The organism is Pseudomonas sp. 58 R 3 (genome assembly GCF_900006605.1).
GTDB lineage: Bacteria > Pseudomonadota > Gammaproteobacteria > Pseudomonadales > Pseudomonadaceae > Aquipseudomonas > Aquipseudomonas salomonii.
In genome coordinates, this window is sequence record NZ_CVTT01000038.1 from 97,393 (window position 1) to 119,207 (window position 21,815).

A 21,815-nucleotide genomic window follows, 5' to 3' on the forward strand; every position below is an offset into this window, starting at 1 on the left:
AATGTTCCATTGCAAACTGGCAGATAGAGGCGCGTGCAGGGCTACCCCCGACCCGGTATGAGCGGGTGGTTGGCCAAGCGGCGGTCTCGATGTTTATTGGCTGTAGCCGGGGAGTGGCAAGCCGACCCTCTTTGGGGTGAGCACAATTTAGCGAGGGGGATGCGCAGGGGAAATACAACTAATACGACATTGGCAGGACGGCGCAAAGGCAATGATTCAGGGGGGATTTTCGTAGTAGTTGTATGGGCTTTAATTAACTCGAAAGGTTATTTGTTTGCAGCCGATAGCATTCAAAAGGATGCGTCGACCATTGCTGCATGACAGGCCTCACGGGCTATTGCACCAGTGCTGCGGATGGCTGCCGGATCAATAGTCGCGATAGAGGTACTGATGGGTTCGCTGGTAGGTTCAACCGCAAGAGCGAGCCGCCTGCTGAAGCCGCCAGGCACACCTGCGTTTCATTGGCGGCGCCTGCGCGTGCTGGTGGTGGATGACCATTCTGCCTATCGCCTGTTGCTGGGTGGGTTATTGCAGAAACTGGGGCTGGGACACGAGGTGGCCGCCGACGGCTACCTCGGGCTGGTGGCCTATACCAGTCGCCCCTTCGATCTGGTGATCAGCGATTGCCAGATGCCATTTATGGACGGCTACAGCATGGCCCGCGCCATTCGCCAACATGAGTGCGACACCGGGATGAGACGCGTGCCTATCATCGCCTTGACCGCCAACCTGCGAAACGACAGCCCCAAACGTTGTCGCGATGCCGGCATGGATGCCTGGTTGATCAAACCACTGACGCTGGAACAATTGCACGCAGTGCTGGCGCGTTGGTTGCCGGGCGTGCATGACTGCTCCGTCGCCCAGGAGACTGTTGCGCCGCGCGCCGGCTGGCCAACCCGGGCCTCGCTGATCGCAACCTTTGGCAGCGGGGATATCGTCGATCAGTTGTTGGAAACCCTGTTGCTGGAAGCGTGGGAAGACCATCGTGTATTGCGCCACGCCTGCTCGACGTTGAACGCGCCACTGACCGCTGAGCGCCTGCATCGTTTGGTCGGCAGCCTGGTGTTTTTGGGCGGTACAGGCCTTGAGTCGTGTGCCGTGAAGTTGATCGAGCAGGTCCGGTCCCAGGGCGTTGCGGCGCACAAGGTGCAATTGGAATTGTTCCTGGCCCGGTTGCTGGTGTATCTCGAGTACCTGACCGAGGTCTGAAGAACGGTATTTGCTTCAGGCGTTTGCAATCCGACGATCTAGTTTTGGTTGTAGGTTTTTTCCTGTTGTTCTGTAGGCAAAAAAATGTGAACTAGTGAACATTGGGGGCGGCTGCAAACGGCTGTTTGTTAGCGGTTGTTGATGAGCGCCTGCGGGGGTATTTTGCGCGGATTCAAGCTGCCATCATTCGTGGGAATTTATGCTTCGAGTAATTATTGCTGACGATCACCCCATTGTTCGTATCGGGCAGAAAGTCGTGATTGAGGCGCACGGCCGATGCAAAGTGGTCGCTGAGGCCGATGGCCCCGATCAACTGCTCTGCCTGTTAAGTACCACGCCGTGCGATGTGATCGTCACGGACTTTGCCATGCCGGGCGGCCAGCAGGCCGATGGCTACGGCCTGTTGAGCCTGTTGCACCGCCAGTATCCGCAGTTGCCGGTGATTTTGGTGACCATGTTCGCCAGCGTCGCCACCTTGCGTGCTTCCTTCGCCCATGGGGCCAAGGCGGTGGTGGCCAAAAGTGCTTCCGCCAAGGAACTGCCCCTGGCGATCAAGGCCGTGTGTGCCGGCCAGACCTTCGCCAGTGAATCGCTGCGGGTGCAAATGGTCGAGGCGGGCACGGGCGATCAGTCCCAGGAGCCGCAATTATCCGGCAAGGAGCGCGAGGTGGTGCGCATGCTGGCCAGCGGCATGACCGTCAGCGAGATCGCGGCACAGGTCAATCGCAGTATTTCCACGATCAGCAAGCAGAAAAGCACGGCCATGCAGCGGCTGAGTATTTCCACCGATGTTGACCTGTTCGCCTATGCCCGCAGTGTTGGAATGGTGCCTTAGGCTTATCATTTGCGTGGCGAATGTCAGTAGCCAGGGCCGCGTGGGCAGCTTATCGTGCGCCTATTCTTTCGATGCCTGCGGAGCCTGCCCATGAGTGATGCCCATAACGCCCTGATCACCGAGTTCTACAGTGCCTTCCAGCGCCTGGACGCCGAAGCCATGGCCGCCTGCTACACCGCTGACGTGGTGTTCAGCGACCCGGCCTTTGGCGAGTTGCGCGGGCGCGACGCCGGGGACATGTGGCGCATGCTCACCACGCGGGCCAAGGACTTTTCCCTGACCTTCGACCATGTGCGCAGCGATGACAGCACCGGCAGTGCGCACTGGGTGGCGACCTACCTGTTCAGCGCCACGGGCAATACGGTGGTCAACGACATTGGTGCACGCTTTGTGTTTCGTGATGGCAAGATCTCTGAGCATCACGACCACTTCGACCTGTGGCGCTGGTCGCGCCAGGCCCTGGGCTTGAAGGGCTTGCTGCTGGGCTGGTCGCCGGCGCTGAAAAACGCCGTGCGCGCCCAGGCGCTTAAAGGCTTGAAGGCATTTCAGGCCGGTCGTTGATAAGCTGGATGCTCCTCTGGTTGGCCGAAATGAACTGTGACTGATCTTCCTGAACCCAAACCCTGGTTCGTCTACCTTGTACGTGCCGCCAATGGCTCGCTGTATTGCGGCATCAGCAATGACCCGGTGCGCCGCTTTGCCTCCCACCAGAGCGGCAAGGGCGCGCGGTTCTTTCTGTCCAGCCCGGCCGTGGCGCTGGTGTACACCGAGCAGTGCGCCTCCAAGGGCGAGGCACTGCGTCAGGAACGGCTGATCAAGAAATTGAAGAAAAGCGCCAAGGAATGCCTGGCGGCGAGTGGCTCATTGATTTGATTGATAGGTTCCCATCGTCCCCACGCAGGGCTTTGCAGGCTAAGCTGGCGGCTCACCTATCGAGCGGAGCCTGGCATGTCTGAGTTGATCCTGCACCATTACCCGACCTCACCCTTTGCAGAAAAAGCCAGGCTGCTGCTGGGTTTCAAGGGGTTGTCCTGGCACTCCGTACACATATCACCGGTCATGCCCAAACCCGACTTGACAGCCTTGACCGGCGGCTACCGGAAAACCCCGGTACTGCAAGTCGGCGCCGATATCTATTGCGACACGGCCCTGATCGCCCGTCGCCTTGAGCAGGAAACGTCCTCGCCGGCGCTGTTCCCGCTGGGCCAGGAAATGATCACGCAGACGTTCGCCACCTGGGCCGACAGCGTTGTGTTCGCCCATGCCGTCAGCCTGGTATTCCAGCCGGAGTCAGTGGCGGTGCGCTTTGGCAAATTGCCGCCGGACGCGATCAAGGCGTTTATGGCTGACCGTGCCGCGTTGTTCAGTGGCGGCACGGCCAGCAAGCTCCCGGCCGAGCTGGCCAAGCACCAATGGCCGGCGATCATGGCGCGTCTGGAGTTCCAGTTGCAGCACGCGCCGGGAGACTTTCTGTTCGGTGAACCGTCGATTGCCGACTTTGCCTTGGCCCACCCGATGTGGTTCCTCAAAGCCACTCCCGTGACGGCTCCATTGGTGGATGCTTATCCGGCCGTCCTGGCTTGGCTGGCGCGCGTGCTGGGTTTTGGTCACGGCAGTGCGAGTCAAATGACGGCGGAGCAGGCATTGGCGATCGCCCGTGATGCCACGCCTGCGGCATTACCGGATGACGAGTTCGAGGACTTGAATGGTTTCAAGGCGGGTCAGTCGGTAACGATTGCGGCCATTGATTACGGGGTTGATCCCGTTGCCGGTGAACTGCTGTTCGCTGGCCGTGAAGAGCTGATCCTGCGCCGTACCGACGAACGTGCCGGCACCGTGCACGTGCACTTCCCGCGCATGGGTTTTCGCATTCAGGCGCAATAAATAAAAATATTTGCAAACAAAGGTGAGGTAAATCGCCCGCCCATCCGTGTAGTGTTTGAAACTGCGAGCTATTCGCATTAACAGCGTTTTCTACACGGGTTCTCACAGCATGAAGTCGACGGCGGGCGGTTGGGTAAAACAGTGGCTGGGAGCCTCGGTATTGGCAGTATCTGGGCTGGCGTTGTTGCCCCTGGCGATTGCGCAGGCGCAGGAGCAACAAAGTGCCCCGTTCAACTTTGCCCTGGCAGCCAAACCGCTGCCCCAGGCGCTGAGTGATTTCAGCCGGGTGACCGGCATCAGCGTGATCTACACCGACGAAGCACCCTATGGTCTCAATGCCCCGGCGGTCAGCGGGCAGATGAGTGCCGCCCAGGCCCTGCAACGGCTGCTCGGCAACTCAGGCTTTACCTTTCGCCAGATCGACGCCCGTACTCTGGCGCTTGAGCCTGTGCCCACCGATGGCGCAGTCAACCTGGGCGCCACCACCATCAGCGGCGCGAGCCAAGCCCAGGACACCACCAGCTATCAGCCACCGCCCACCAGTTCGGTGATGCGCTCCCACGGCCTGCTGCTGGAGACCCCGCAAACCGTCAACGTCGTGCCGGCCCAGGTGCTGCGCGACCAGCAACCACGCAACCTGGATGACGCCCTGGGCAATATCAGTGGCATCACCCAGGCCAACACCCTCGGCAGCACCCAGGACGCGGTGATGCTGCGCGGTTTTGGTGACAACCGTAACGGCTCGATCATGAAGGACGGTATGCCCGTGGTGCAGGGCCGCGCGCTGAACGCCACCGCCGAGCGCGTCGAAGTGCTCAAAGGCCCGTCGTCTTTGCTGTATGGCATCCAGGATCCGGGCGGCGTGGTCAATATTGTCAGCAAAAAGCCCGAGCTGGTGCAGTCCACCTCGTTGACCGCGCGCGGCTCGACCTTCGGTGACGGCAAGAACGGCAGCGGCGGCAACCTCGACACCACCGGCCCCATTGGTGACAGCGGCCTGGCCTATCGACTGATAGTGGACCATGAAGACGAAGATTACTGGCGCAATTACGGCACCCACCGCGAAACGCTGGTGGCGCCGTCCCTGGCCTGGTACGGCGACACCACGAAAGTAGTGTTCGCCTATGAACACCGCGAATTTCTCTCGCCGTTCGACCGTGGCACCGCCATCGACCCCAAGACCAACCACCCGTTGAACATCCCCGCGACCCGTCGGCTGGATGAGCCGTTCAACAATATGCAAGGCCGCTCCGACCTGTACCGCCTGGAAGTCGACCACGACTTGAACGACGACTGGAAGGCGCACTTCGGCTACAGCTGGAACCGCGAGACCTACGACGCCAGCCAGGTGCGCGTGGTCAAGGTCAACACCAACGGCACCCTCACCCGCAGCATGGACGGCACTCAGGGCGCGCTGACCACCGACCGCTTCGCCACCACCAGCCTGGAAGGCAAGGTCAATGTCGGCGGCATGCAGCACGACCTGGTGTTCGGGCTCGACGACGAGTACCGCAAGATCTACCGTGCCGACCTGATTCGCCAGGCGCCGCGTGGCGTCTTCAACTATAACGATCCGGTGTACGGCAACGAAGTCGCGGGCACCAAAGTCAGCGCGCCGGACAGTAACCAGACCGACTTGCTGCGCAGTGATTCGCTGTTCTTCCAGGACGCCATCCACCTCAATGACCAGTGGATTCTGGTCGGCGGTGCGCGCTATCAGATGTACGACCAATACGCCGGAAAAGGCGTGCCGTTCACCGCCAACACCGATGGCAACGGCCAGAAGTGGGTGCCGCGTGCCGGTCTGGTGTATCGCTACACCGACCAATTGTCGTTTTATGGCAGTTACACCGAGTCGTTCAAACCCAACTCCACCATCGCGCCGTTGGCGAACAAAAGCGTGCTGGACGGCAGCCTGGAACCGGAACAGTCCAAGGCCTGGGAACTGGGCACCAAGCTCGACATACCGGGGCGCATCACCGCCAGTGCGGCGCTGTTCAATATCGAAAAACGCAACGTGCTGGTGCAGGTCGGCGACGGTTTGGCCGCCGTCTACAGCGTGGCGGGCAAGGTACGTTCCCGTGGCCTTGAGCTGGACGCCAGCGGCCAGTTGACCGACAACTGGAGCCTGATCGGCAGCTACGCCTACACCGATGCCGAGGTGACCGAAGACCCGACGCTCAAAGGCAATCGCCTGCAAAACGTGGCGAAAAACACCGCGTCGTTGTCGGCCGTGTATGACTTCGGCAGCCTCTTGGGGGGTGACCAGCTGCGTGTGGGCGCCGGCGCACGTTACGTGGGCGAGCGGGCCGGGGACGCGGCCAACAGCTTCGAACTGCCGAGCTACACCGTGGCCGATGCATTTGCCAGCTACGACACCAAAATCGACGGGCAGAAGGTCAAGTTCCAGCTCAATGTGAAGAACCTGTTTGATCGCACCTACTACACCTCGTCGGTGAACACCCAGTTTGTGTCCATCGGCGATGCGCGGCAGGTGTCGGTTTCCAGCACCCTGCAGTTTTAAGGCACGCTCCCTCGCCACAACGGCAATGAGCTGGTAGCGTTGCCGCCACTGAATATTTTGCGGGAAAACGGTACTGATGCAGTTGGGTCGATGGATACACACCAGCGCGATGCTGGTGGGCTTGAGTTTGTTACTGGGTGGTTGCGCCACGCCTTCGAAGACGGCTACCGGCCAGAGCCTCGACCAATTGCTGGCTGACCCGGCGCTGCATGGCGCTTCGGTCTCGCTGATGGTGCGGGACGCCAACAGTGGCGCCACGCTGTATCAGCACAACCCGCGCACGCGGCTGGTGCCGGCTTCCAACCTCAAACTGCTGACCACGGCTGCGGCCATGGATGTGCTCGGGCCGCAGTACCGTTTCGCCACGCAACTGTTGAGCAACGGCATTCGCCAGGGCGACCGTCTGACCGGCAACCTGTACCTGCGCGGCCTGGGTGACCCGACCATTCAGTTCGCCGATTACCAGGCGTTGGCGGCGCAGTTGGCCAGCCAGGGCGTGCGTCAGGTGCAGGGCGACCTGGTGTTTGATGACACCTGGTTTGACGCCGAGCGGCTGGGTGTCGACTGGTCCCACGATGATGAAAGCACCTACTACGGCGCACAAATTTCGGCATTGACCGTGTCGCCCAATACCGATTTTGATGCCGGCAGCGTGCTGGTTACCGCCAAGGCGCCAGCACGGGCCGGGCAGCCTGTGAGCGTCGACATCTTTCCGCCGACCAACTACCTGCAACTGAGCAACCGCGCGGTCAGCGGGCCGGGCAACACCTATGGGATCAACCGTCGCCATGGCACCAACCTGCTGCAGCTCAGTGGCGCCGTGGCGCCGGGGCGACAGAGCGAACAGCTGGTGAGTGTGTGGGAGCCAACGCAGCTGGTGGCCAACCTGTTCGAGCAAGCGCTGGCGCAGCAAGGCATTTCGGTGCTTGGCCATCGAGTGATGGGCGGCGCAAGCCCGGCGGCGGTGACGGTACTGGCCGAGCATAAATCGGCGCCTTTGCAGGCGTTGATTACGCCGCTGCTCAAACTCTCGAACAACAACATGTCCGAAGCCTTGCTCAAGGCCATGGGCCGCCAGACGGCCAACAGCGGCACGGCGGCGGCGGGCGCGGTGGCGGTGGCCGGGTTTCTCAAGCGCCAGGGGCTGGACACGGCGACGCTGAGCCAGGTCGACGGCTCGGGCCTGTCGCGGCGTAACCTGGTGTCGTCACAAAACCTCACCGACCTGCTGCTGGCCGCGAGCAAGCAGCCGTGGTTCAACGCTTGGTACAACGCGCTGCCGATTGCCGGCAATACCGACCGCATGACCGGCGGCAGCCTGCGTTATCGCCTGCGCGGCACCCCGGCCGAGAACAACCTGCATGCCAAAACCGGCTCCATGGGCGGCGTGTCGTCCTTGAGCGGTTACATCACCGATACCAAAGGGCGCAAGCTGGTGTTCTCGATGCTGAGCAACAACTACGTGGTGGGCGGCGCACAGGTCAAAGCCGTGGAAAACCGCGTGGCGTTGGCCCTGTCACGCTGGGACGAGTGATTCAGGGCTGATAGCCCATGCGCCAACTCACGGCCCGGGTCGCCGCCAGCAAGCGCTGCGCCGCCGGGCCATCTTCATCGGCATGGAACAGTGAGGTGGGGCCGACCACGGTCATCACCGCCGCGACTTGCCCGACCGCATTGAACACCGGCGCCGACAACGCATCGACGCCGGGCATCAGTAAACCATGCACAAAGTGCAGGCCCCGGTTGCGGATCTGTTCGCAGGCGCCGGCGTAGGCCGCGTCGTCCGCCAGGGCATGGGCAGTCCCGGCCTGAATCTCGCGTGCGCGCAATTCCACGGTTTCCCGCGATGGCAGGTAAGCGCTGAATACCAGCCCGGTGGACGAGCTGAGCAGCGGCAACACTGAACCCAACTGCGTCACCACAGTGACGGCACGCACCGCCGGTTCGATCTGCACCACCGTCGCGCCCTGGTTGCCCCACACCGCCAAAAAGCAGGTTTCATTCAATTCATCGCGCAGTTCTGCCAGGGGCATCGCGCCGACTTTCAACACGTCCATGCTGCCCAGCGCCGCCAAGCCCACGCGCAACGCCTCGCGGCCCAGGCCGTAATGGTTGGTAGCGGTGTTCTGCTCGGCAAACCCCGAAGCGATCAGCGCCTGCAAGTAGCGGTGGACCTTGCTCGCCGGCATCTGCACATGTTCGGCCAGGCGCGACAGCGAGGTGGCGGGGGACAGTTCGGCCAGCGCCTTGAGGATATCGGTGCCCACTTCGGCCGAGCGGACTTTCTGTTTACCGGTGTCGCGGGGCTTTTCCATGGAGGGGCGATAATCCGAGAGATGAATGGGCGTCTTTATAGCTTGACGGTCGACAGTGATCAAATTACGTTATGCGTAACTGGATTACGATAAAAACAACTTCCGCACAGAGGATGGTCCATGAACCTCGAATACCAATCGGGTTTCGGCAATGAGTTCGCCAGCGAAGCGTTGCCTGGCGCATTGCCGGTCGGCCAGAATTCCCCGCAAAAAGCTCCCTACGGTCTGTACACCGAGCTGTTCTCCGGCACCGCCTTTACCATGGTGCGCAGCGAAGCCCGCCGCACCTGGCTGTACCGCATTCAGCCGTCGGCCAACCACCCGGCGTTTATCAAGCTGGAGCGGCAATTGGCCGGTGGTCCGCTGGGGGCGGTGACGCCGAACCGCTTGCGCTGGAATCCGCTGGATATTCCCGGCGAACCGACTGACTTTATCGACGGCCTGGTCGGCATGGTCGCCAACTCCGGGTCGGCAAAACCCTCAGGCATCAGCATTTACAATTACTGCGCCAACCGTTCGATGGAACGGGTGTTCTTTAACGCCGATGGCGAACTGTTGATCGTCCCCGAGCAGGGCCGTCTGCGTATCGCCACCGAGTTGGGTGTGCTGGACGTCGAGCCGCTGGAAATCGTGGTGCTGCCCCGCGGCCTGAAATTTCGCATCGAACTGCTGGATGCCCAGGCACGCGGCTACGTTGCGGAAAACCACGGCGCGCCATTGCGCCTGCCGGATCTGGGGCCAATCGGCAGCAACGGCCTGGCTAACCCGCGTGATTTCCTCACACCGGTCGCTCACTATGAAGACAGCAAAAAGCCGACCACGCTGGTGCAGAAATTCCTCGGCGAACTGTGGGCCTGTGAGCTGGACCATTCGCCGCTGAACGTGGTCGCCTGGCACGGCAATAACGTGCCGTACAAATATGACCTGCGCCGTTTCAACACCCTTGGCACGGTGAGTTTCGATCACCCGGACCCGTCGATTTTCACCGTACTGACCTCGCCCACCAGCGTGCATGGGCTGGCCAACCTCGACTTCGTGATCTTCCCGCCGCGCTGGATGGTGGCCGAAAATACCTTCCGCCCGCCGTGGTTCCACCGCAACCTGATGAACGAATACATGGGCCTGATCCAGGGCGCCTACGACGCCAAGGCCGAAGGTTTCCTGCCGGGCGGCGCGTCACTGCACAGCTGCATGAGCGCCCACGGCCCGGACGGCGAGACCTGCATCAAAGCCATCAACGTGGCGCTGGCGCCGCACAAGATCGATAACACCATGGCCTTCATGTTCGAGACCAGCCAAGTGCTGCGCCCCACACAGTTCGCCCTTGAGTGCCCACAACTGCAACCTTCCTACGACGCGTGCTGGGCCTCGCTGCCCGCCACCTTCAACCCGAACCGGAGATAACCCATGACTCAGCCAACACTTGCCCGCAGCTGGGTAGCCTCCGCCAACGGCCACCGCGATTTCCCCTTGCAGAACCTGCCGCTGGGCGTGTTCAGCATCAATGGCTCGGCCCCGCGCAGTGGCGTGGCGATTGGCGATTCGATTCTCGACCTGCACGCTGCGCTGGACGAGTTTGAAGGTGAAGCTCGCCGTGCGGTCGAAGCCACTGCCGGTGGCCAACTGAACGGCTTTTTCGAACTCGGCCGTGGCCCACGCGTAGCCTTGCGCGAGCGCCTGCTGGAACTGCTCGCCGAAGGCAGCAAGCTGCACACCCGTGAGGCGCAGGTACTGCACCGCGCGGCGGATTGCCACATGCATGTGCCGGCGAAGATCAACGATTACACCGACTTCTACGTCGGCATCGAACACGCGCAAAACATCGGCAAACTGTTCCGTCCCGACAACCCGTTGCTGCCCAACTACAAGTACGTGCCGATTGGCTATCACGGTCGCGCCTCGACCATTCGCCCCTCGGGCACGGACGTACGCCGGCCTAAAGGCCAGACGCTGCCAGCCGGCCAGGCCGAGCCAACCTTCGGCCCGTGCGCGCGCCTGGATTATGAGTTGGAACTGGGCATCTGGATCGGCCAGGGCAATGCCATGGGCGACTCGATTGCCATTGGCGACGCCGCTGAACATATTGCCGGGTTCTGCCTGCTCAACGACTGGTCGGCACGGGATATCCAGGCCTGGGAATACCAGCCGCTCGGCCCGTTTCTGTCAAAAAGCTTCATCACCAGCATCTCGCCGTGGGTGGTCACCGCCGAAGCGCTGGAGCCGTTCCGCAAGGCCCAACCGGCCCGTCCCGCAGGTGACCCGCAGCCGCTGCCGTACCTGCTGGATACGCGTGACCAGGCCACGGGAGGCCTGGACATCGAGCTGGAAGTGCTGCTGACCACCGCTGCGATGCGCGAGCAAAACCTGCCGGAACACCGCCTGGCCCTGAGCAACACCCAGCACATGTACTGGACCGTAGCGCAGTTGGTTGCACACCACAGCGTCAACGGCTGCCAGTTGCAGGCCGGTGATTTGTTTGGTTCGGGCACCTTGTCCGGGCCGCAACCGGGGCAGTACGGCAGCCTGTTGGAAATCACCGAAGGCGGTAAAAAGCCGATTGAACTGGCCTCCGGCGAAGTGCGTAAGTTCCTTGAAGATGGTGACGAAATCATCCTGCGTGCCCGTTGCAACCGTGAAGGTTTTGCCTCCATCGGTTTCGGCGAATGCCGTGGCACCGTGACCGCAGCACGCTAAGAGGGCAGGGCGATGCAACTCTATACCTACTACCGTTCTACGGCGTCGTATCGGGTGCGTATCGCCCTGGCGCTCAAGGGCCTGGACTTTACTGCCGTGCCGGTTAATTTGCTGGTGCCGCCGGGCGGCGCGAATCGCCAGCCCGATTACCTGGCGATCAACCCGCAGGGCCGTGTACCGGTGCTGCGTACCGATGAGGGAGAGCTGTTGATCCAATCACTGGCGATCATCGAGTACCTGGAAGAGCGTTATCCACAGGCGCCGTTGCTCTCCAAGGACTTGGCAGCCCGTGCCCATGAGCGGGCGGTGGCGTCGATCATTGGCTGCGATATCCATCCGCTGCACAACTCCAGCACGCAAAACCTGCTGCGCAAATGGGGGCATGACGAGGCGCAAGTGCTCGAGTGGATCGGGCATTGGATAAGCCAGGGCCTGGGCGCGGTGGAGCAGTTGATTGGCGATGAAGGTTTTTGCTTTGGGCCGCAACCGGGGATGGCGGATGCGTTTCTGATCCCGCAGCTGTATGCGGCTGAGCGCTTCAAGGTGCCGTTGGGCGCGTACCCGCGTATCGGGCGAGTGGCCGCGCTGGCGGCGCAGCATCCGGCGTTTGTGCAGGCGCATCCGGCCAACCAACCCGACACCCCTGACACACCCTAAATCAATGTGGTAGCTGGCTTGCCTGCGATAGCGGTCTATCAGTTGATAATGCACTGACTGACACACCGTCATCGCAGGCAAGCCAGCTCCCACCGTTTGATCCGCGTCATCCTTATAAAAATAACAGGTACCTTGCGATGCACAATCAGATTGCCAGCTTTCGCGCGGCACTCGACGCCCGTGCGGTGTCGCGCTACCAGTGGTTGATTCTCCTGTTGCTGGCGTTGCTGCTGGTAACCGACGGCTATGACGCCCAGGTGCTGGGCTACGTAGTGCCGGCCTTGGCCAAGGATTGGGGGCTGGAAAAAGCCGCGTTCGGCCCGGTGTTCAGCGCCAACCTCTTGGGCCTGACCCTGGGCTCGTTATTGGTGACGCCGCTGGCCGACCGCTTCGGCGTGCGCCGCATCCTGCTCGCCTGCGTGCTGATCTACGCGAGCCTCACCGTGCTGATGGTGTTCGCCAATTCCCTGACCACCCTGATGGCTGCACGGTTTATCTGCGGCATCGGCATGGGTGGCGCGATGCCCAGCGCCATGGCGTTGATGTCTGAATATTCCCCGCCGCGCATGCGCACCCTGATGGTGACCCTGGCCGCCTGCGGCTTCTCGTTCGGTGGCGCGGCGGGTGGGTTTGTGGCGGCGGGGTTTATCGAAGGTTACGGCTGGCAGGCGGTCTTCCTGGCGGGCGGGGTGACGCCGTTGCTGCTGTTCCCTTTCCTGGTGTGGTTGCTGCCGGAATCCTTGCCGCGTTTGCTGCGGGATGCGCCGCCGTATGCGCGGTTGCAAAAGGTCACGGCACGCATGCTGCCCGACTGGCAGCCGCCGCTGGCGAGCGAGGCAGAGAACCTTCACGAGCAGAGCAGCAAACTTACGGTGGTGGAGCTGTTTCGCAACGGCTATGCGCGTCCGACCTTGCTGATTTGGGCGACCTTTTTTGTCAGCCTGATCCTGCTGTATTTCATGATCAGCTGGCTGCCGACGCTGCTGCTGGAAAGCGGCCTGGCGTTGAAGGAAGCCAATTTGGTGACCTCAATGTTCCTGTTTTCCGGCACCTTGGGCGCCATCGGTATGGCGTGGTTTGCCGACCGCCTGAAAAGCAAGGTGCGGTTGCTCTCCGGCGTGCTGGCGGCGGCTGCGGTGTGCACGATCTTGCTGGGGCTGAATCACGACAACCCGCGTTATCTGGTGGCCTGCGTGTTCGCGGCCGGCTTCTGCATTATTGGCGGGCAACTGACCCTCAACGCCTTCGCGAGTAATTTCTACCCGGCACACGTGCGCGCTACCGGCACCGGCTGGGCCTTGGGTGTGGGGCGCTTCGGTTCAATCCTGGGGCCGCTGTTCGGCAGCCTGTTGCTGGCGATGCATATTCCGGTGGAGCAGATTTTCTTCTTCTGCGCGATTCCGGCGGTAATTGCGGCGCTGTTGATCATTCAGGTGCGCTCGCCTGGCTCCAACGCCCTGCCGGGCCCGTTACATAACGATATTCTCAAGACGCCGGCCAATCATTGATTCAACGCAGCTTCCACCCTTCAGTGCACCACGGTGTTGGGCGGCAAATGCCCCAGCCGCTCGGTCAGGCGCAGGCGCTGGATCGGGTCTTCGCTGAGCAACAGGGCATGTTCCAGGTCAAAGCGCTCGGCACTCGGGCAGTCCAGGCGCTGGTAAAGGCTGGCCCGCGCCAGATAATCCGCAGCGCTGGCATTGCCCAACTCCAGCGCGCGCTCGGCGTCGATCAGGGCCGACAGCGGGTGGTCATTGGCCAGGTGCAGTTGGCGCAGGTTACGTGACAGCCGTTGCAGGATCGAACGCGGTTCGGCGGTGAGCAGGTGCTCGGCCTGCAACTTGAGGTTTGGCCCGTACTGGCGGTGCAGCAACTCGCGACAGTCGTTGGGGTACAGGCGCCGGCCGCCGCAAGGGTCCAACAGGTGGTCGGCACCGGGCACCCGCAGCAGGAAGTGGCCGGGGAAATTAACCCCCACCATGGGAATATCCAGGCGCCGCGCCATCTCCAGCGCGATCAGGCCCATGGCCAAGGGTTGGCCGCGTTTGCGCAGCAGTACCTTGTCGAGCAGCGCGGCGGCGGGGCGTAGCGGTGTGGAATCATCCTGGGCAAACCCCAGGTCATTCATGCGCCGCAGCAACGGCTGGCCGAGTTCATCCGCCGGCAGCATGGGCATGCCTACGCTGATCTGTTGTTGCAGCAAAGTCAGGTCTTGCAGGATCAGCAGGGGTTGCACGCTCGGATCGTGTTCAGCCGCCATCCACAACGCGGCTTCAAACAGCGCAGGCGGTGAGCGGTCCAGGCAGGCGAAAAAGGCTGTGCGGGGATTCATTGCATTCTCCGGCGGATGCCCACGTTTTAGCCTTGCTGTGAATTTTCGTCCAGTAACTTAGGAAATGTCCTGCGGGCTTATGTCCTGATGCCTATTAAACCTGGCGGCTTATTCCAGCGTGATTCAGCAGTTTTCTACCGCAAGCCTATACTGGGGCCTCTACCAGAAGTGATTCGGGAGCCCATTGATGTTTGCGCTCATGCACAGCACCCGCCTTGAATCGCTGCACCTGAGCGTCGACCCGGTGACCGGGTTGAAGGCCGTCATCGCCATCCACAACAGCCGCCTCGGCCCTGCCTTGGGCGGTTGCCGTTATCTTGCTTACCCAGACGATGAAAGTGCCGTGGCCGATGCCGCACGCCTGGCCCAAGGCATGAGCTACAAAGCCGCCCTGGCCGGCTTGCCGGTGGGCGGCGGCACGGCGGTGATCATCCGCCCCGTGCACGTGGAAAGCCGCGCGGCGTTGTTTGAAGCCTTCGGCCGTTGTATCGAAAAACTCGACGGCCGTTTTGTCACCTCGATCGACAGCGGTACATCTGTCGCCGACATGGACTGCATCGCCCAACACACCCGTTTCGTCACCAGCACCACGGCCGCAGGCGACCCGGCGCCCCATGCCGCCATGGGCGTGTTCACCGGTATCCGCACCACCGCCATGGCACGCCTGGGCAGTGACAACCTCGAAGGCCTGCGCATCGCGATCCAGGGCCTGGGCAATGTCGGTTTTGCTTTGGCCGAACAACTGCACGCGGCGGGTGCCGAACTGCTGGTCAGCGACATCGACCACGGCAAGGTGCAACTGGCCATGGAGCAGCTGGGTGCACACCCCATCGCCAATGATGCGTTGCTCAGCACGCCGTGTGACATTCTGGCGCCGTGCGGTGTCGGCGCGGTGTTCAACCGTCATACGGTCGGCCAACTGCGTTGCGCCGCCGTGGCCGGTTCCGCCAGCGCGCAATTGACCACTCTGGACATTGCCGACCAACTGGAAGGGCGCGGTATCCTCTACGCCCCGGACTACGTGATCAACTCCGGCGGCCTGATCTACGTCGCCCTCAAACACGCCGGCACCGAGTTGCCCGCCATCACCGCACACCTGTCGAACATCGGCACGCGCCTCACCGAAATCTTCGCCCACGCCCAAGCCGAAAAACGCTCCCCCGCGCGGGTGGCGGACGAGTTGGCCGAACGCCTGCTCTACAAATAGCCCAGGCATTAAAAAGGCCCTGAATCAATGATTCAGGGCCTGTTCAATTCGGGCTTTATTCTGCCGCCGGGTTCAGCAACTCGGACAATGCGTCCGGCTGGCTCTTGAACGCCTTGGCAAACACATCGCGATTCTTCGCCATGTAGATCCCGGCTTCCTCCACCTGCTGCTCGCTCAGGGACGGCACGGCTTTTTGCAACACTTCTGCCAGCAACTCAGCGAGTTCAAGCATCTTGTCATGACGGTCAGCTTCGGCTTTATCCATGAACAAACGCTCCAGATCTCGGCTGCTGCGGTATACCACTTCGACGGCCATTCACCACCTCACATGCCTTCACGATAGTTGTCTTTTGCGACTACTGTATTCATATACAGTGAAAAGGGTAAGCCAAACCACGGGGTTTGGGTAGCAGTTTTTTAATGTAGCCCGTAAATACAGGTTCGGAGTGCCTCATATCACGCCGCCACCATCTTATACCTGCCACTGGCCTTTTTTCTGCATGCAGAACAACCGTCACGTCCACCCCGCATTATCCGGTCGAGCCGACCTAAGGAAGCATCATCGTGAAAATCAACTGGGCCGAAAAGCTGCGTCAGCAAGTCCATGGGCTGGCCGAGTCGCTGGGCAATCTGTTCGTCGAGACGTTCCACTACCTGGCGCTGTTCGCCATTGGTGCCGTAACAGCCTGGGCGGCGGTGATGGAGTTTTTGGGGATGCTGGAGAACGGGCACATCAAGATCGATGACATCTTGCTGCTGTTCATCTACCTGGAATTGGGCGCAATGGTCGGGATTTATTTCAAGACCAACCACATGCCCGTACGCTTTCTGATCTACGTGGCGATCACGGCGCTGACGCGCCTGCTGATCTCCAACGTCTCCCACCACAACCCGCCGGACATCGGCATCATCTACCTGTGCGGCGGCATTCTGTTGCTGGCGTTCTCGATTCTGGTGGTGCGCTACGCCTCGTCGGCGTTCCCGTCGGTGAAGGTCGAAGGCCCGCGTCGCAAAGGCGAGGCGAGCCTGGAAACCGAGAAGGGCGAGCTTTAAAGCCCGACGCTGAAGGGCAGGGTGCGGGCGGGCGGTGGCTGCAAGAGTTTGTGGCTGTCGCCGTCCGTCATCACCGCCAGAATCTCCATGGCGCTGTGGCCCTGTTCGATGGCGATGCCGAATTGAATGCTCTGCACCAGGCGCTTGAGCCGCTCCGGGTCGTTGCGTTGTTCGGCGCTGATCATGCGTTTGGCCACCACCCCCGTCTCGTCCGAGAGGGTGAGCATGATGCTGCCGTCGAGCCGTTGGATGCTCAGGTTGACGCGGTAGGTGGGCGTGAAGGTGTCAGTGATGATCTGAAAAGGATTGTCCATGGTGCGTTACCGCCTGATAAGAACATGCAGTCATTGACGACCGGTGTCGGGTTAAGTTCGCATTGCCTGACCACCGGCCACTCCGTCGCTGAGGGTTCACAAGGTCCGTTTGCCTCGTTAGCTGTACAGCAAGGGGCGTGCCGTATAGCGCTCTACCAGGCGCTGCAATACCCATGTGGGAGCGGGCTTGCTCGCGAATGCGGTGTGTCAGCCAATAAATACTTAGCTGAATGACCGCATTCGCGAGCAAGCCCGCTCCTACATTTGTCATGGGGTGTGTTCGATTTCAGGGCAAAACCGAAAAAACGATCGCAGACAGCGCAATCAACCCGATCAGCACCACAAACACATTCGACACCTGGCCCGAATACTGGCGCAGAGAAGGCACGCGGCGGATCGCGTACATCGGCATCAGGAACAGCAGGCACGCGATGATTGGCCCGCCCAGGGTTTCGATCATGCCCAGGATGCTTGGGTTGAAGGTCGCCACGGCCCAGCAGGTCAGCACCATGAACAGCGCGGTGCAGCGTTCCAACCCTTTGGATGACATCGAACGGTTACGCCCACGCAGGGATTTGACGATCAAACCCTGGAAGCCTTCGCTGGCGCCGATGTAGTGGCCGAGAAAGGACTTGGTGATGGCCACCAGCGCGATCAACGGCGCGGCGTAGGCAATCACGGGCGTCTGGAAGTGGTTGGCGAGGTACGACAGGATCGAAATGTTCTGCGCCTTGGCGGCCGCCAGGTCAGCCGGCGACAGGGCCAGCACGCAGCTGAAGCAGAAGAACATCACCGTCAGCACCATCATGCCGTGGGCGGTGGCGAGGATACCGCTGCTTTTGCGCTCGGCCTGTGGGCCGTAGACGCGCTTCTGGTCGACGGCAAAGGCGGAAATGATCGGCGAGTGGTTGAAGGAGAACACCATCACCGGGATCGCCAGCCACAGCGTCTTGAAGAACATCGGCAATGGCATGCCTTCGCTGGCGGAAGCGAAGAACGCGCCGTTCCAGTTGGGGATCAGGCTTACGGCCAGCAACAGCAGGGCGGCGACGAAGGGGTACACCAGTACGCTCATGGCTTTGACGATCACGCCCTGGCCGCAGCGCACAATGGCCATCAGGCCGAGGATCAGCACCAGCGACAGGATCGCCCGGGGCGGCGGGGCCAGGTGCAGTTGGTGTTCCATGAAGCTGCTGAGGGTGTTGGTCAGCGCCACGCTGTAGACCAGCAGGATCGGGAAAATCGCGAAAAAGTACAGCAGCGTGATCAGCTTGCCCGCGCCGACGCCGAAGTGTTCTTCGACCACTTCGGTGATGTCACCGGATTTGCCCGACAGCACAAAGCGCGTCAGCCCACGGTGAGCAAAGAAGGTCATGGGGAAGGCCAGCAACGCCAGCACGATCAGCGGCCAGAAGCCGCCAACGCCGGCGTTGATCGGCAGGAACAAGGTGCCGGCGCCAATGGCCGTGCCGTAGAGGCCAAGCATCCAGGTGGTGTCGTGTTTGGTCCAGCCGGTGGTGACAGTGTTGTCTACAGCGTTATCTACAGCAACAGCAGGGTTTTCAGCGGCAGGTGTACGTACATCAGTCATCGATATTGCCTCGTTATTATTTTTGCGCGGGCTCACGTAGGGGGCGGGTAGGCGTGCTCCGATCAGCACTCCACCCAGCTGACCGCCAGGCCGCCCCGTGAAGTTTCTTTGTATTTGTCATGCATGTCGGCGCCGGTATCGCGCATGGTGCGGATCACCCGGTCGAGAGAAATGAAGTGCTTGCCGTCACCGCGCAGGGCCATTTGCGTGGCGTTGATCGCCTTGACCGCCGCGATGGCGTTGCGCTCGATGCACGGTACTTGCACCAGGCCGCCGACCGGGTCGCAGGTCAGGCCGAGGTTGTGTTCCAGGCCGATTTCAGCAGCGTTTTCCAGTTGCTCCGGTGTGGCACCGAGGATGTCGGCCAAGCCGGCAGCGGCCATGGCACAGGCCGAGCCCACTTCGCCCTGGCAGCCGACTTCGGCGCCGGAGATCGAAGCGTTCTTCTTGCAGAGAATGCCCACGGCAGCAGCCGCCAGGAAGAAATTGACCACATCGTCATCCGACGCATCGGCGTTGAACTTCATGTAGTAATGCAGCACGGCCGGGATGATCCCTGCTGCGCCATTGGTCGGCGCGGTGACCATGCGCCCGCCGGCGGCGTTTTCTTCGTTGACGGCGAGGGCGAACAGGTTGACCCATTCCATCGCCGACAAAGTGGAGGTGATCACGTTGGGTTTGCCGATTTCCAGCAGGCTGCGGTGCAATTTCGCCGCACGGCGTGGCACGTCGAGGCCGCCTGGCAAGATGCCTTCATCGCGCAAGCCTTGCTCCACGCACTCGCGCATCACCGACCAGATATGCAGCAGGCCGCTGCGGATTTCTTCGTCGCAGCGCCAAGCGCGTTCATTGGCCATCATCAGCTCGGAAACCCGCAGGCCGTGCTTGTTGCACAAGGCCAGCAGTTCGACGGCGCTGGAAAAGTCGTAGGGCAATTCGACGTCGCTGGCAGGCGCAATGCCCGAGGCGGCTTCGGCCGCTTCGATGATGAAACCGCCGCCGACCGAGTAATAGGTCTGTTCGCTCAGCAGGCCGGTTTCGCCATAGGCGTGCAGGGACATGGCATTGGGGTGGTAGGGCAGGCTTTCGTCGAGCAGCAGGAGGTCGGTGTGCCAGTTGAAGGCAATGTCCTGCGCGCCTGCGAGCAGCAATCGGCCGGATTCGCGCAACTGCTGAATGCGTGCATTGATCGACGTGGGGTCGACCGTGTCTGGCCATTCGCCCATCAGCCCCATCACGCTGGCGCGGTCGGTGGCGTGGCCCACACCAGTGGCGGACAGCGAGCCGTACAGGCGCACTTCGATACGTCGCGTATCGGCCAGCAATTGTTGGTCGGTCAGGGCTTGGGCGAAGGTCGCCGCTGCGCGCATCGGGCCGACGGTATGGGAGCTGGACGGGCCGATGCCCACTTTGAATAGATCGAAAACACTGATAGCCATGCTAAAGCCTTACAAGCAATGGAGTAGAAATCGCTGCCATGTTTTGTAGAGCAGGCGGAATTGGCGCGATACTGAGCCTCTGGATCGGCACTGACCAACGAATTATCCTAAGACACCCTTTAGCAGGACTAAACGCTATGACTCGCCCTCTCCATGGCCAGACCTATGTCTGGCTGCACGTGTTTTCCTGCGCCGCGCGGCATTTGTCGTTTACCCGCTGCGCCGAAGAACTGCACATCACGCCGGGGGCGGTGAGCCAGCAAATTCGCCAGTTGGAAGAGCGCCTGGGCTTTCGGCTGTTTCATCGGCGTGCCCGTGGCGTGGAGCTGAGTGCCGAAGGGCAAAGGCTGGCGGCGACCGTGGGCGAGGCCTACGGCAGCATTGACGCGGAATTGCAGCGGCTGGACGCGGGGATGATCAGCGGCACTTTGCGCTTGCGCTCGATCCCGTCGTTTCTCGGCAAGTGGCTGACCCCGCGTTTACCGCGGTTGCAGCAGCGCTTTCCGGATATCCAACTGCGCATGGTCGCCGAAGACAGCAGCATCGCCTTGCACGAGGGCGACTTCGACCTGGCCATCGACCTGAACGACGGCAGCTACCCCGGCCTGTTATCCACAGCCCTGCTCGATGAACAGATCTTTCCGGTGTGCGCGCCGAGCCTGCTGCGCGGGAGGCCGCCGCTGCATGGCCCGGCGGACCTGGTGCATTTCCCGCTGTTGCACGACATCACCGCCTGGCGTGGGAGTTATGAGTACGCCGAGTGGGAGTTTTATCTGAATGCTATCGGCTACCACGACGCCGACGTGCGCCGCGGCCACACCTTCAACCGCAACCACCTGACCATCGAGGCCGCCATCGCGGGGATGGGCGTGGCGATTGCGCGGCGCACCTTGCTTAACGATGAACTGGAGCGCGGCACCTTGATCGTGCCCTTCGGCCTGGCCGTGCCCAACCACAAACGTTATGTGTTGCTGTATGCGCCGGGCGCGTTGAGCCATCCCGGGGTGCGTGCGGTGCATGACTGGCTGGTAGAGGAAGCGGGGATTTTTCGCGGATTGCACCCGTTGGGAGAGGGGCAATTATAAGGTTGGCTGGGCGTAATAAGATGTAACTAACTCCCCACCCTAACAGCGTTTTTGCTCGTCGTCAGGGTTAATTTGTAATGTGGGATTTATCTTTGCAAAGGGGTTGAAATGTTCTGCGCGGTGCCCAATTGTGTAATCAAGAGGTCATGGTTTCACCACCCCGGTGTCGCAGTTGTGACCTCTCGCGAGCTAGCTGAAATAAGGGAAGAACTATGCAAATCCAAGTCAATAGCGATAACCATATTGAAAGCAGCATCCGACTGGAGGAGTGGGTACGAACTACCATTGAGAGCACGCTCGAACGTTATGAAGAAGACCTGACCCGCGTTGAGGTCTACCTGAAGGATGAAAACGGCGATAAGCCCGGCCCCCACGATCTGAGTTGCCGTCTGGAAGCACGGCCAAAGGGCCATCAACCGCTGTCGGTCCTGCACAAGGCCGATACGCTGGAACAGGCGATCGATGGCGCGGCGACCAAGCTTGAACATGCGCTGGAACATCTGTACGGCAAACTGCGCGGCAAACCACGCGCCGCAGGGCAGAGCTTGCCGGATACCAAGGCTGACGAGGCCGAGCTGGAAGAGGAATTTCTGGAAAACGAACAGGCTGCGCTTAATAGCTGATAGCTGAGTGTTTTTTCAACCCCAAATAAAACGGGCCTGCATCTGCAGGCCCG

At 61.3% G+C, this 21,815-nt stretch carries 21 protein-coding genes; 15 read left to right on the forward strand and 6 right to left on the reverse strand.

What is annotated here, in order from left to right; translation table 11 throughout:
• Positions 1-390: 390 nt before the first annotated feature.
• The 7 genes from BFP92_RS06240 to dacB all read left to right on the forward strand — a co-directional run bounded on the left by BFP92_RS06240 (position 391) and on the right by dacB (position 7,986).
• Positions 391-1,209 carry a response regulator gene (locus tag BFP92_RS06240; RefSeq protein WP_065912610.1) on the forward strand — a complete coding sequence of 273 codons (819 nt, stop codon included), beginning with the start codon at positions 391-393 and terminating at the stop codon, positions 1,207-1,209.
• 199 nt (positions 1,210-1,408) lie between these two features.
• The gene (locus tag BFP92_RS06245; protein WP_056858923.1) at positions 1,409-2,044 is read left to right on the forward strand and encodes a response regulator; all 636 of its coding nucleotides are present in this window, start codon (positions 1,409-1,411) and stop codon (positions 2,042-2,044) included.
• A gap of 90 nt (positions 2,045-2,134) precedes the next feature.
• Positions 2,135-2,605 carry a nuclear transport factor 2 family protein gene (locus tag BFP92_RS06250; RefSeq protein ID WP_065912611.1) on the forward strand — a complete coding sequence of 157 codons (471 nt, stop codon included), beginning with the start codon at positions 2,135-2,137 and terminating at the stop codon, positions 2,603-2,605.
• 36 nt (positions 2,606-2,641) lie between these two features.
• A complete protein-coding gene (locus BFP92_RS06255; protein WP_025855645.1) occupies positions 2,642-2,917 on the forward strand; it encodes a GIY-YIG nuclease family protein in 276 nt (91 codons plus the stop codon).
• 75 nt (positions 2,918-2,992) lie between these two features.
• Positions 2,993-3,928, forward strand: a complete 936-nt coding sequence (locus tag BFP92_RS06260) for a glutathione S-transferase family protein (protein WP_065912612.1) — start codon at positions 2,993-2,995, stop codon at positions 3,926-3,928.
• 109 nt (positions 3,929-4,037) lie between these two features.
• Positions 4,038-6,452, forward strand: a complete 2,415-nt coding sequence (locus BFP92_RS06265; protein ID WP_065912613.1) for a TonB-dependent siderophore receptor — start codon at positions 4,038-4,040, stop codon at positions 6,450-6,452.
• 76 nt (positions 6,453-6,528) lie between these two features.
• Positions 6,529-7,986 (forward strand): D-alanyl-D-alanine carboxypeptidase/D-alanyl-D-alanine endopeptidase, encoded by a 1,458-nt coding sequence (gene dacB, locus BFP92_RS06270; protein ID WP_065912618.1) that lies wholly within the window; start codon positions 6,529-6,531, stop codon positions 7,984-7,986.
• Between the two features lies 1 nt (position 7,987).
• Here dacB and BFP92_RS06275 read toward each other — a convergent pair whose 3' ends face one another.
• Positions 7,988-8,767, reverse strand: a complete 780-nt coding sequence (locus tag BFP92_RS06275; protein ID WP_065912620.1) for an IclR family transcriptional regulator — start codon at positions 8,765-8,767, stop codon at positions 7,988-7,990.
• A gap of 120 nt (positions 8,768-8,887) precedes the next feature.
• Here BFP92_RS06275 and hmgA point away from each other — a divergent pair, with 120 nt between their 5' ends.
• From hmgA to BFP92_RS06295, 4 genes are all read left to right on the forward strand, one after another.
• On the forward strand, positions 8,888-10,171 hold the full coding sequence (hmgA, locus tag BFP92_RS06280; protein WP_065912625.1) for a homogentisate 1,2-dioxygenase: 1,284 nt from the start codon (positions 8,888-8,890) through the stop codon (positions 10,169-10,171).
• 3 nt (positions 10,172-10,174) lie between these two features.
• Positions 10,175-11,461 carry a fumarylacetoacetase gene (fahA, locus tag BFP92_RS06285; RefSeq protein ID WP_065912627.1) on the forward strand — a complete coding sequence of 429 codons (1,287 nt, stop codon included), beginning with the start codon at positions 10,175-10,177 and terminating at the stop codon, positions 11,459-11,461.
• A gap of 12 nt (positions 11,462-11,473) precedes the next feature.
• Complete coding sequence (gene maiA, locus BFP92_RS06290) at positions 11,474-12,118, forward strand: maleylacetoacetate isomerase (protein WP_065912629.1); 645 nt, start codon at positions 11,474-11,476, stop codon at positions 12,116-12,118.
• A 137-nt stretch (positions 12,119-12,255) separates the two neighbouring features.
• Positions 12,256-13,626 (forward strand): MFS transporter, encoded by a 1,371-nt coding sequence (locus tag BFP92_RS06295; RefSeq protein ID WP_065912631.1) that lies wholly within the window; start codon positions 12,256-12,258, stop codon positions 13,624-13,626.
• A 20-nt stretch (positions 13,627-13,646) separates the two neighbouring features.
• On the opposite strand, the gene BFP92_RS06300 is transcribed toward BFP92_RS06295, so the two are convergent.
• On the reverse strand, positions 13,647-14,450 hold the full coding sequence (locus tag BFP92_RS06300) for a SirB1 family protein (protein ID WP_065912633.1): 804 nt from the start codon (positions 14,448-14,450) through the stop codon (positions 13,647-13,649).
• Between the two features lie 187 nt (positions 14,451-14,637).
• Here BFP92_RS06300 and BFP92_RS06305 point away from each other — a divergent pair, with 187 nt between their 5' ends.
• A complete protein-coding gene (locus tag BFP92_RS06305) occupies positions 14,638-15,657 on the forward strand; it encodes a Glu/Leu/Phe/Val dehydrogenase family protein (RefSeq protein ID WP_065912635.1) in 1,020 nt (339 codons plus the stop codon).
• A gap of 55 nt (positions 15,658-15,712) precedes the next feature.
• On the opposite strand, the gene BFP92_RS06310 is transcribed toward BFP92_RS06305, so the two are convergent.
• Positions 15,713-15,973, reverse strand: a complete 261-nt coding sequence (locus BFP92_RS06310) for a YebG family protein (protein WP_003188807.1) — start codon at positions 15,971-15,973, stop codon at positions 15,713-15,715.
• A gap of 248 nt (positions 15,974-16,221) precedes the next feature.
• On the opposite strand from BFP92_RS06310, the gene BFP92_RS06315 reads away from it, so the two are divergent.
• Positions 16,222-16,710: a phosphate-starvation-inducible protein PsiE gene (locus BFP92_RS06315; protein ID WP_065912637.1), complete on the forward strand. Its 489-nt coding sequence runs from the start codon at positions 16,222-16,224 to the stop codon at positions 16,708-16,710.
• Here BFP92_RS06315 and BFP92_RS06320 read toward each other — a convergent pair.
• From BFP92_RS06320 to BFP92_RS06330, 3 genes are all read right to left on the reverse strand, one after another.
• A complete protein-coding gene (locus BFP92_RS06320; protein ID WP_058419385.1) occupies positions 16,707-17,024 on the reverse strand; it encodes a DUF3509 domain-containing protein in 318 nt (105 codons plus the stop codon). The genes BFP92_RS06315 and BFP92_RS06320 overlap by 4 nt on opposite strands.
• A 286-nt stretch (positions 17,025-17,310) precedes the next feature.
• The gene (locus BFP92_RS06325) at positions 17,311-18,615 is read right to left on the reverse strand and encodes a serine/threonine transporter (protein ID WP_065912638.1); all 1,305 of its coding nucleotides are present in this window, start codon (positions 18,613-18,615) and stop codon (positions 17,311-17,313) included.
• Positions 18,616-18,677: 62 nt separating this feature from the next.
• A complete protein-coding gene (locus tag BFP92_RS06330) occupies positions 18,678-20,054 on the reverse strand; it encodes an L-serine ammonia-lyase (protein WP_065912639.1) in 1,377 nt (458 codons plus the stop codon).
• A 137-nt stretch (positions 20,055-20,191) separates the two neighbouring features.
• Between BFP92_RS06330 and BFP92_RS06335 the strand changes: the two genes are divergently transcribed.
• Both BFP92_RS06335 and BFP92_RS06340 read left to right on the forward strand, forming a co-directional pair.
• Positions 20,192-21,139: a LysR substrate-binding domain-containing protein gene (locus BFP92_RS06335; RefSeq protein ID WP_017135169.1), complete on the forward strand. Its 948-nt coding sequence runs from the start codon at positions 20,192-20,194 to the stop codon at positions 21,137-21,139.
• 212 nt (positions 21,140-21,351) lie between these two features.
• Positions 21,352-21,762: an HPF/RaiA family ribosome-associated protein gene (locus BFP92_RS06340; RefSeq protein ID WP_017135168.1), complete on the forward strand. Its 411-nt coding sequence runs from the start codon at positions 21,352-21,354 to the stop codon at positions 21,760-21,762.
• The last annotated feature ends 53 nt before the right edge of the window (positions 21,763-21,815 follow it).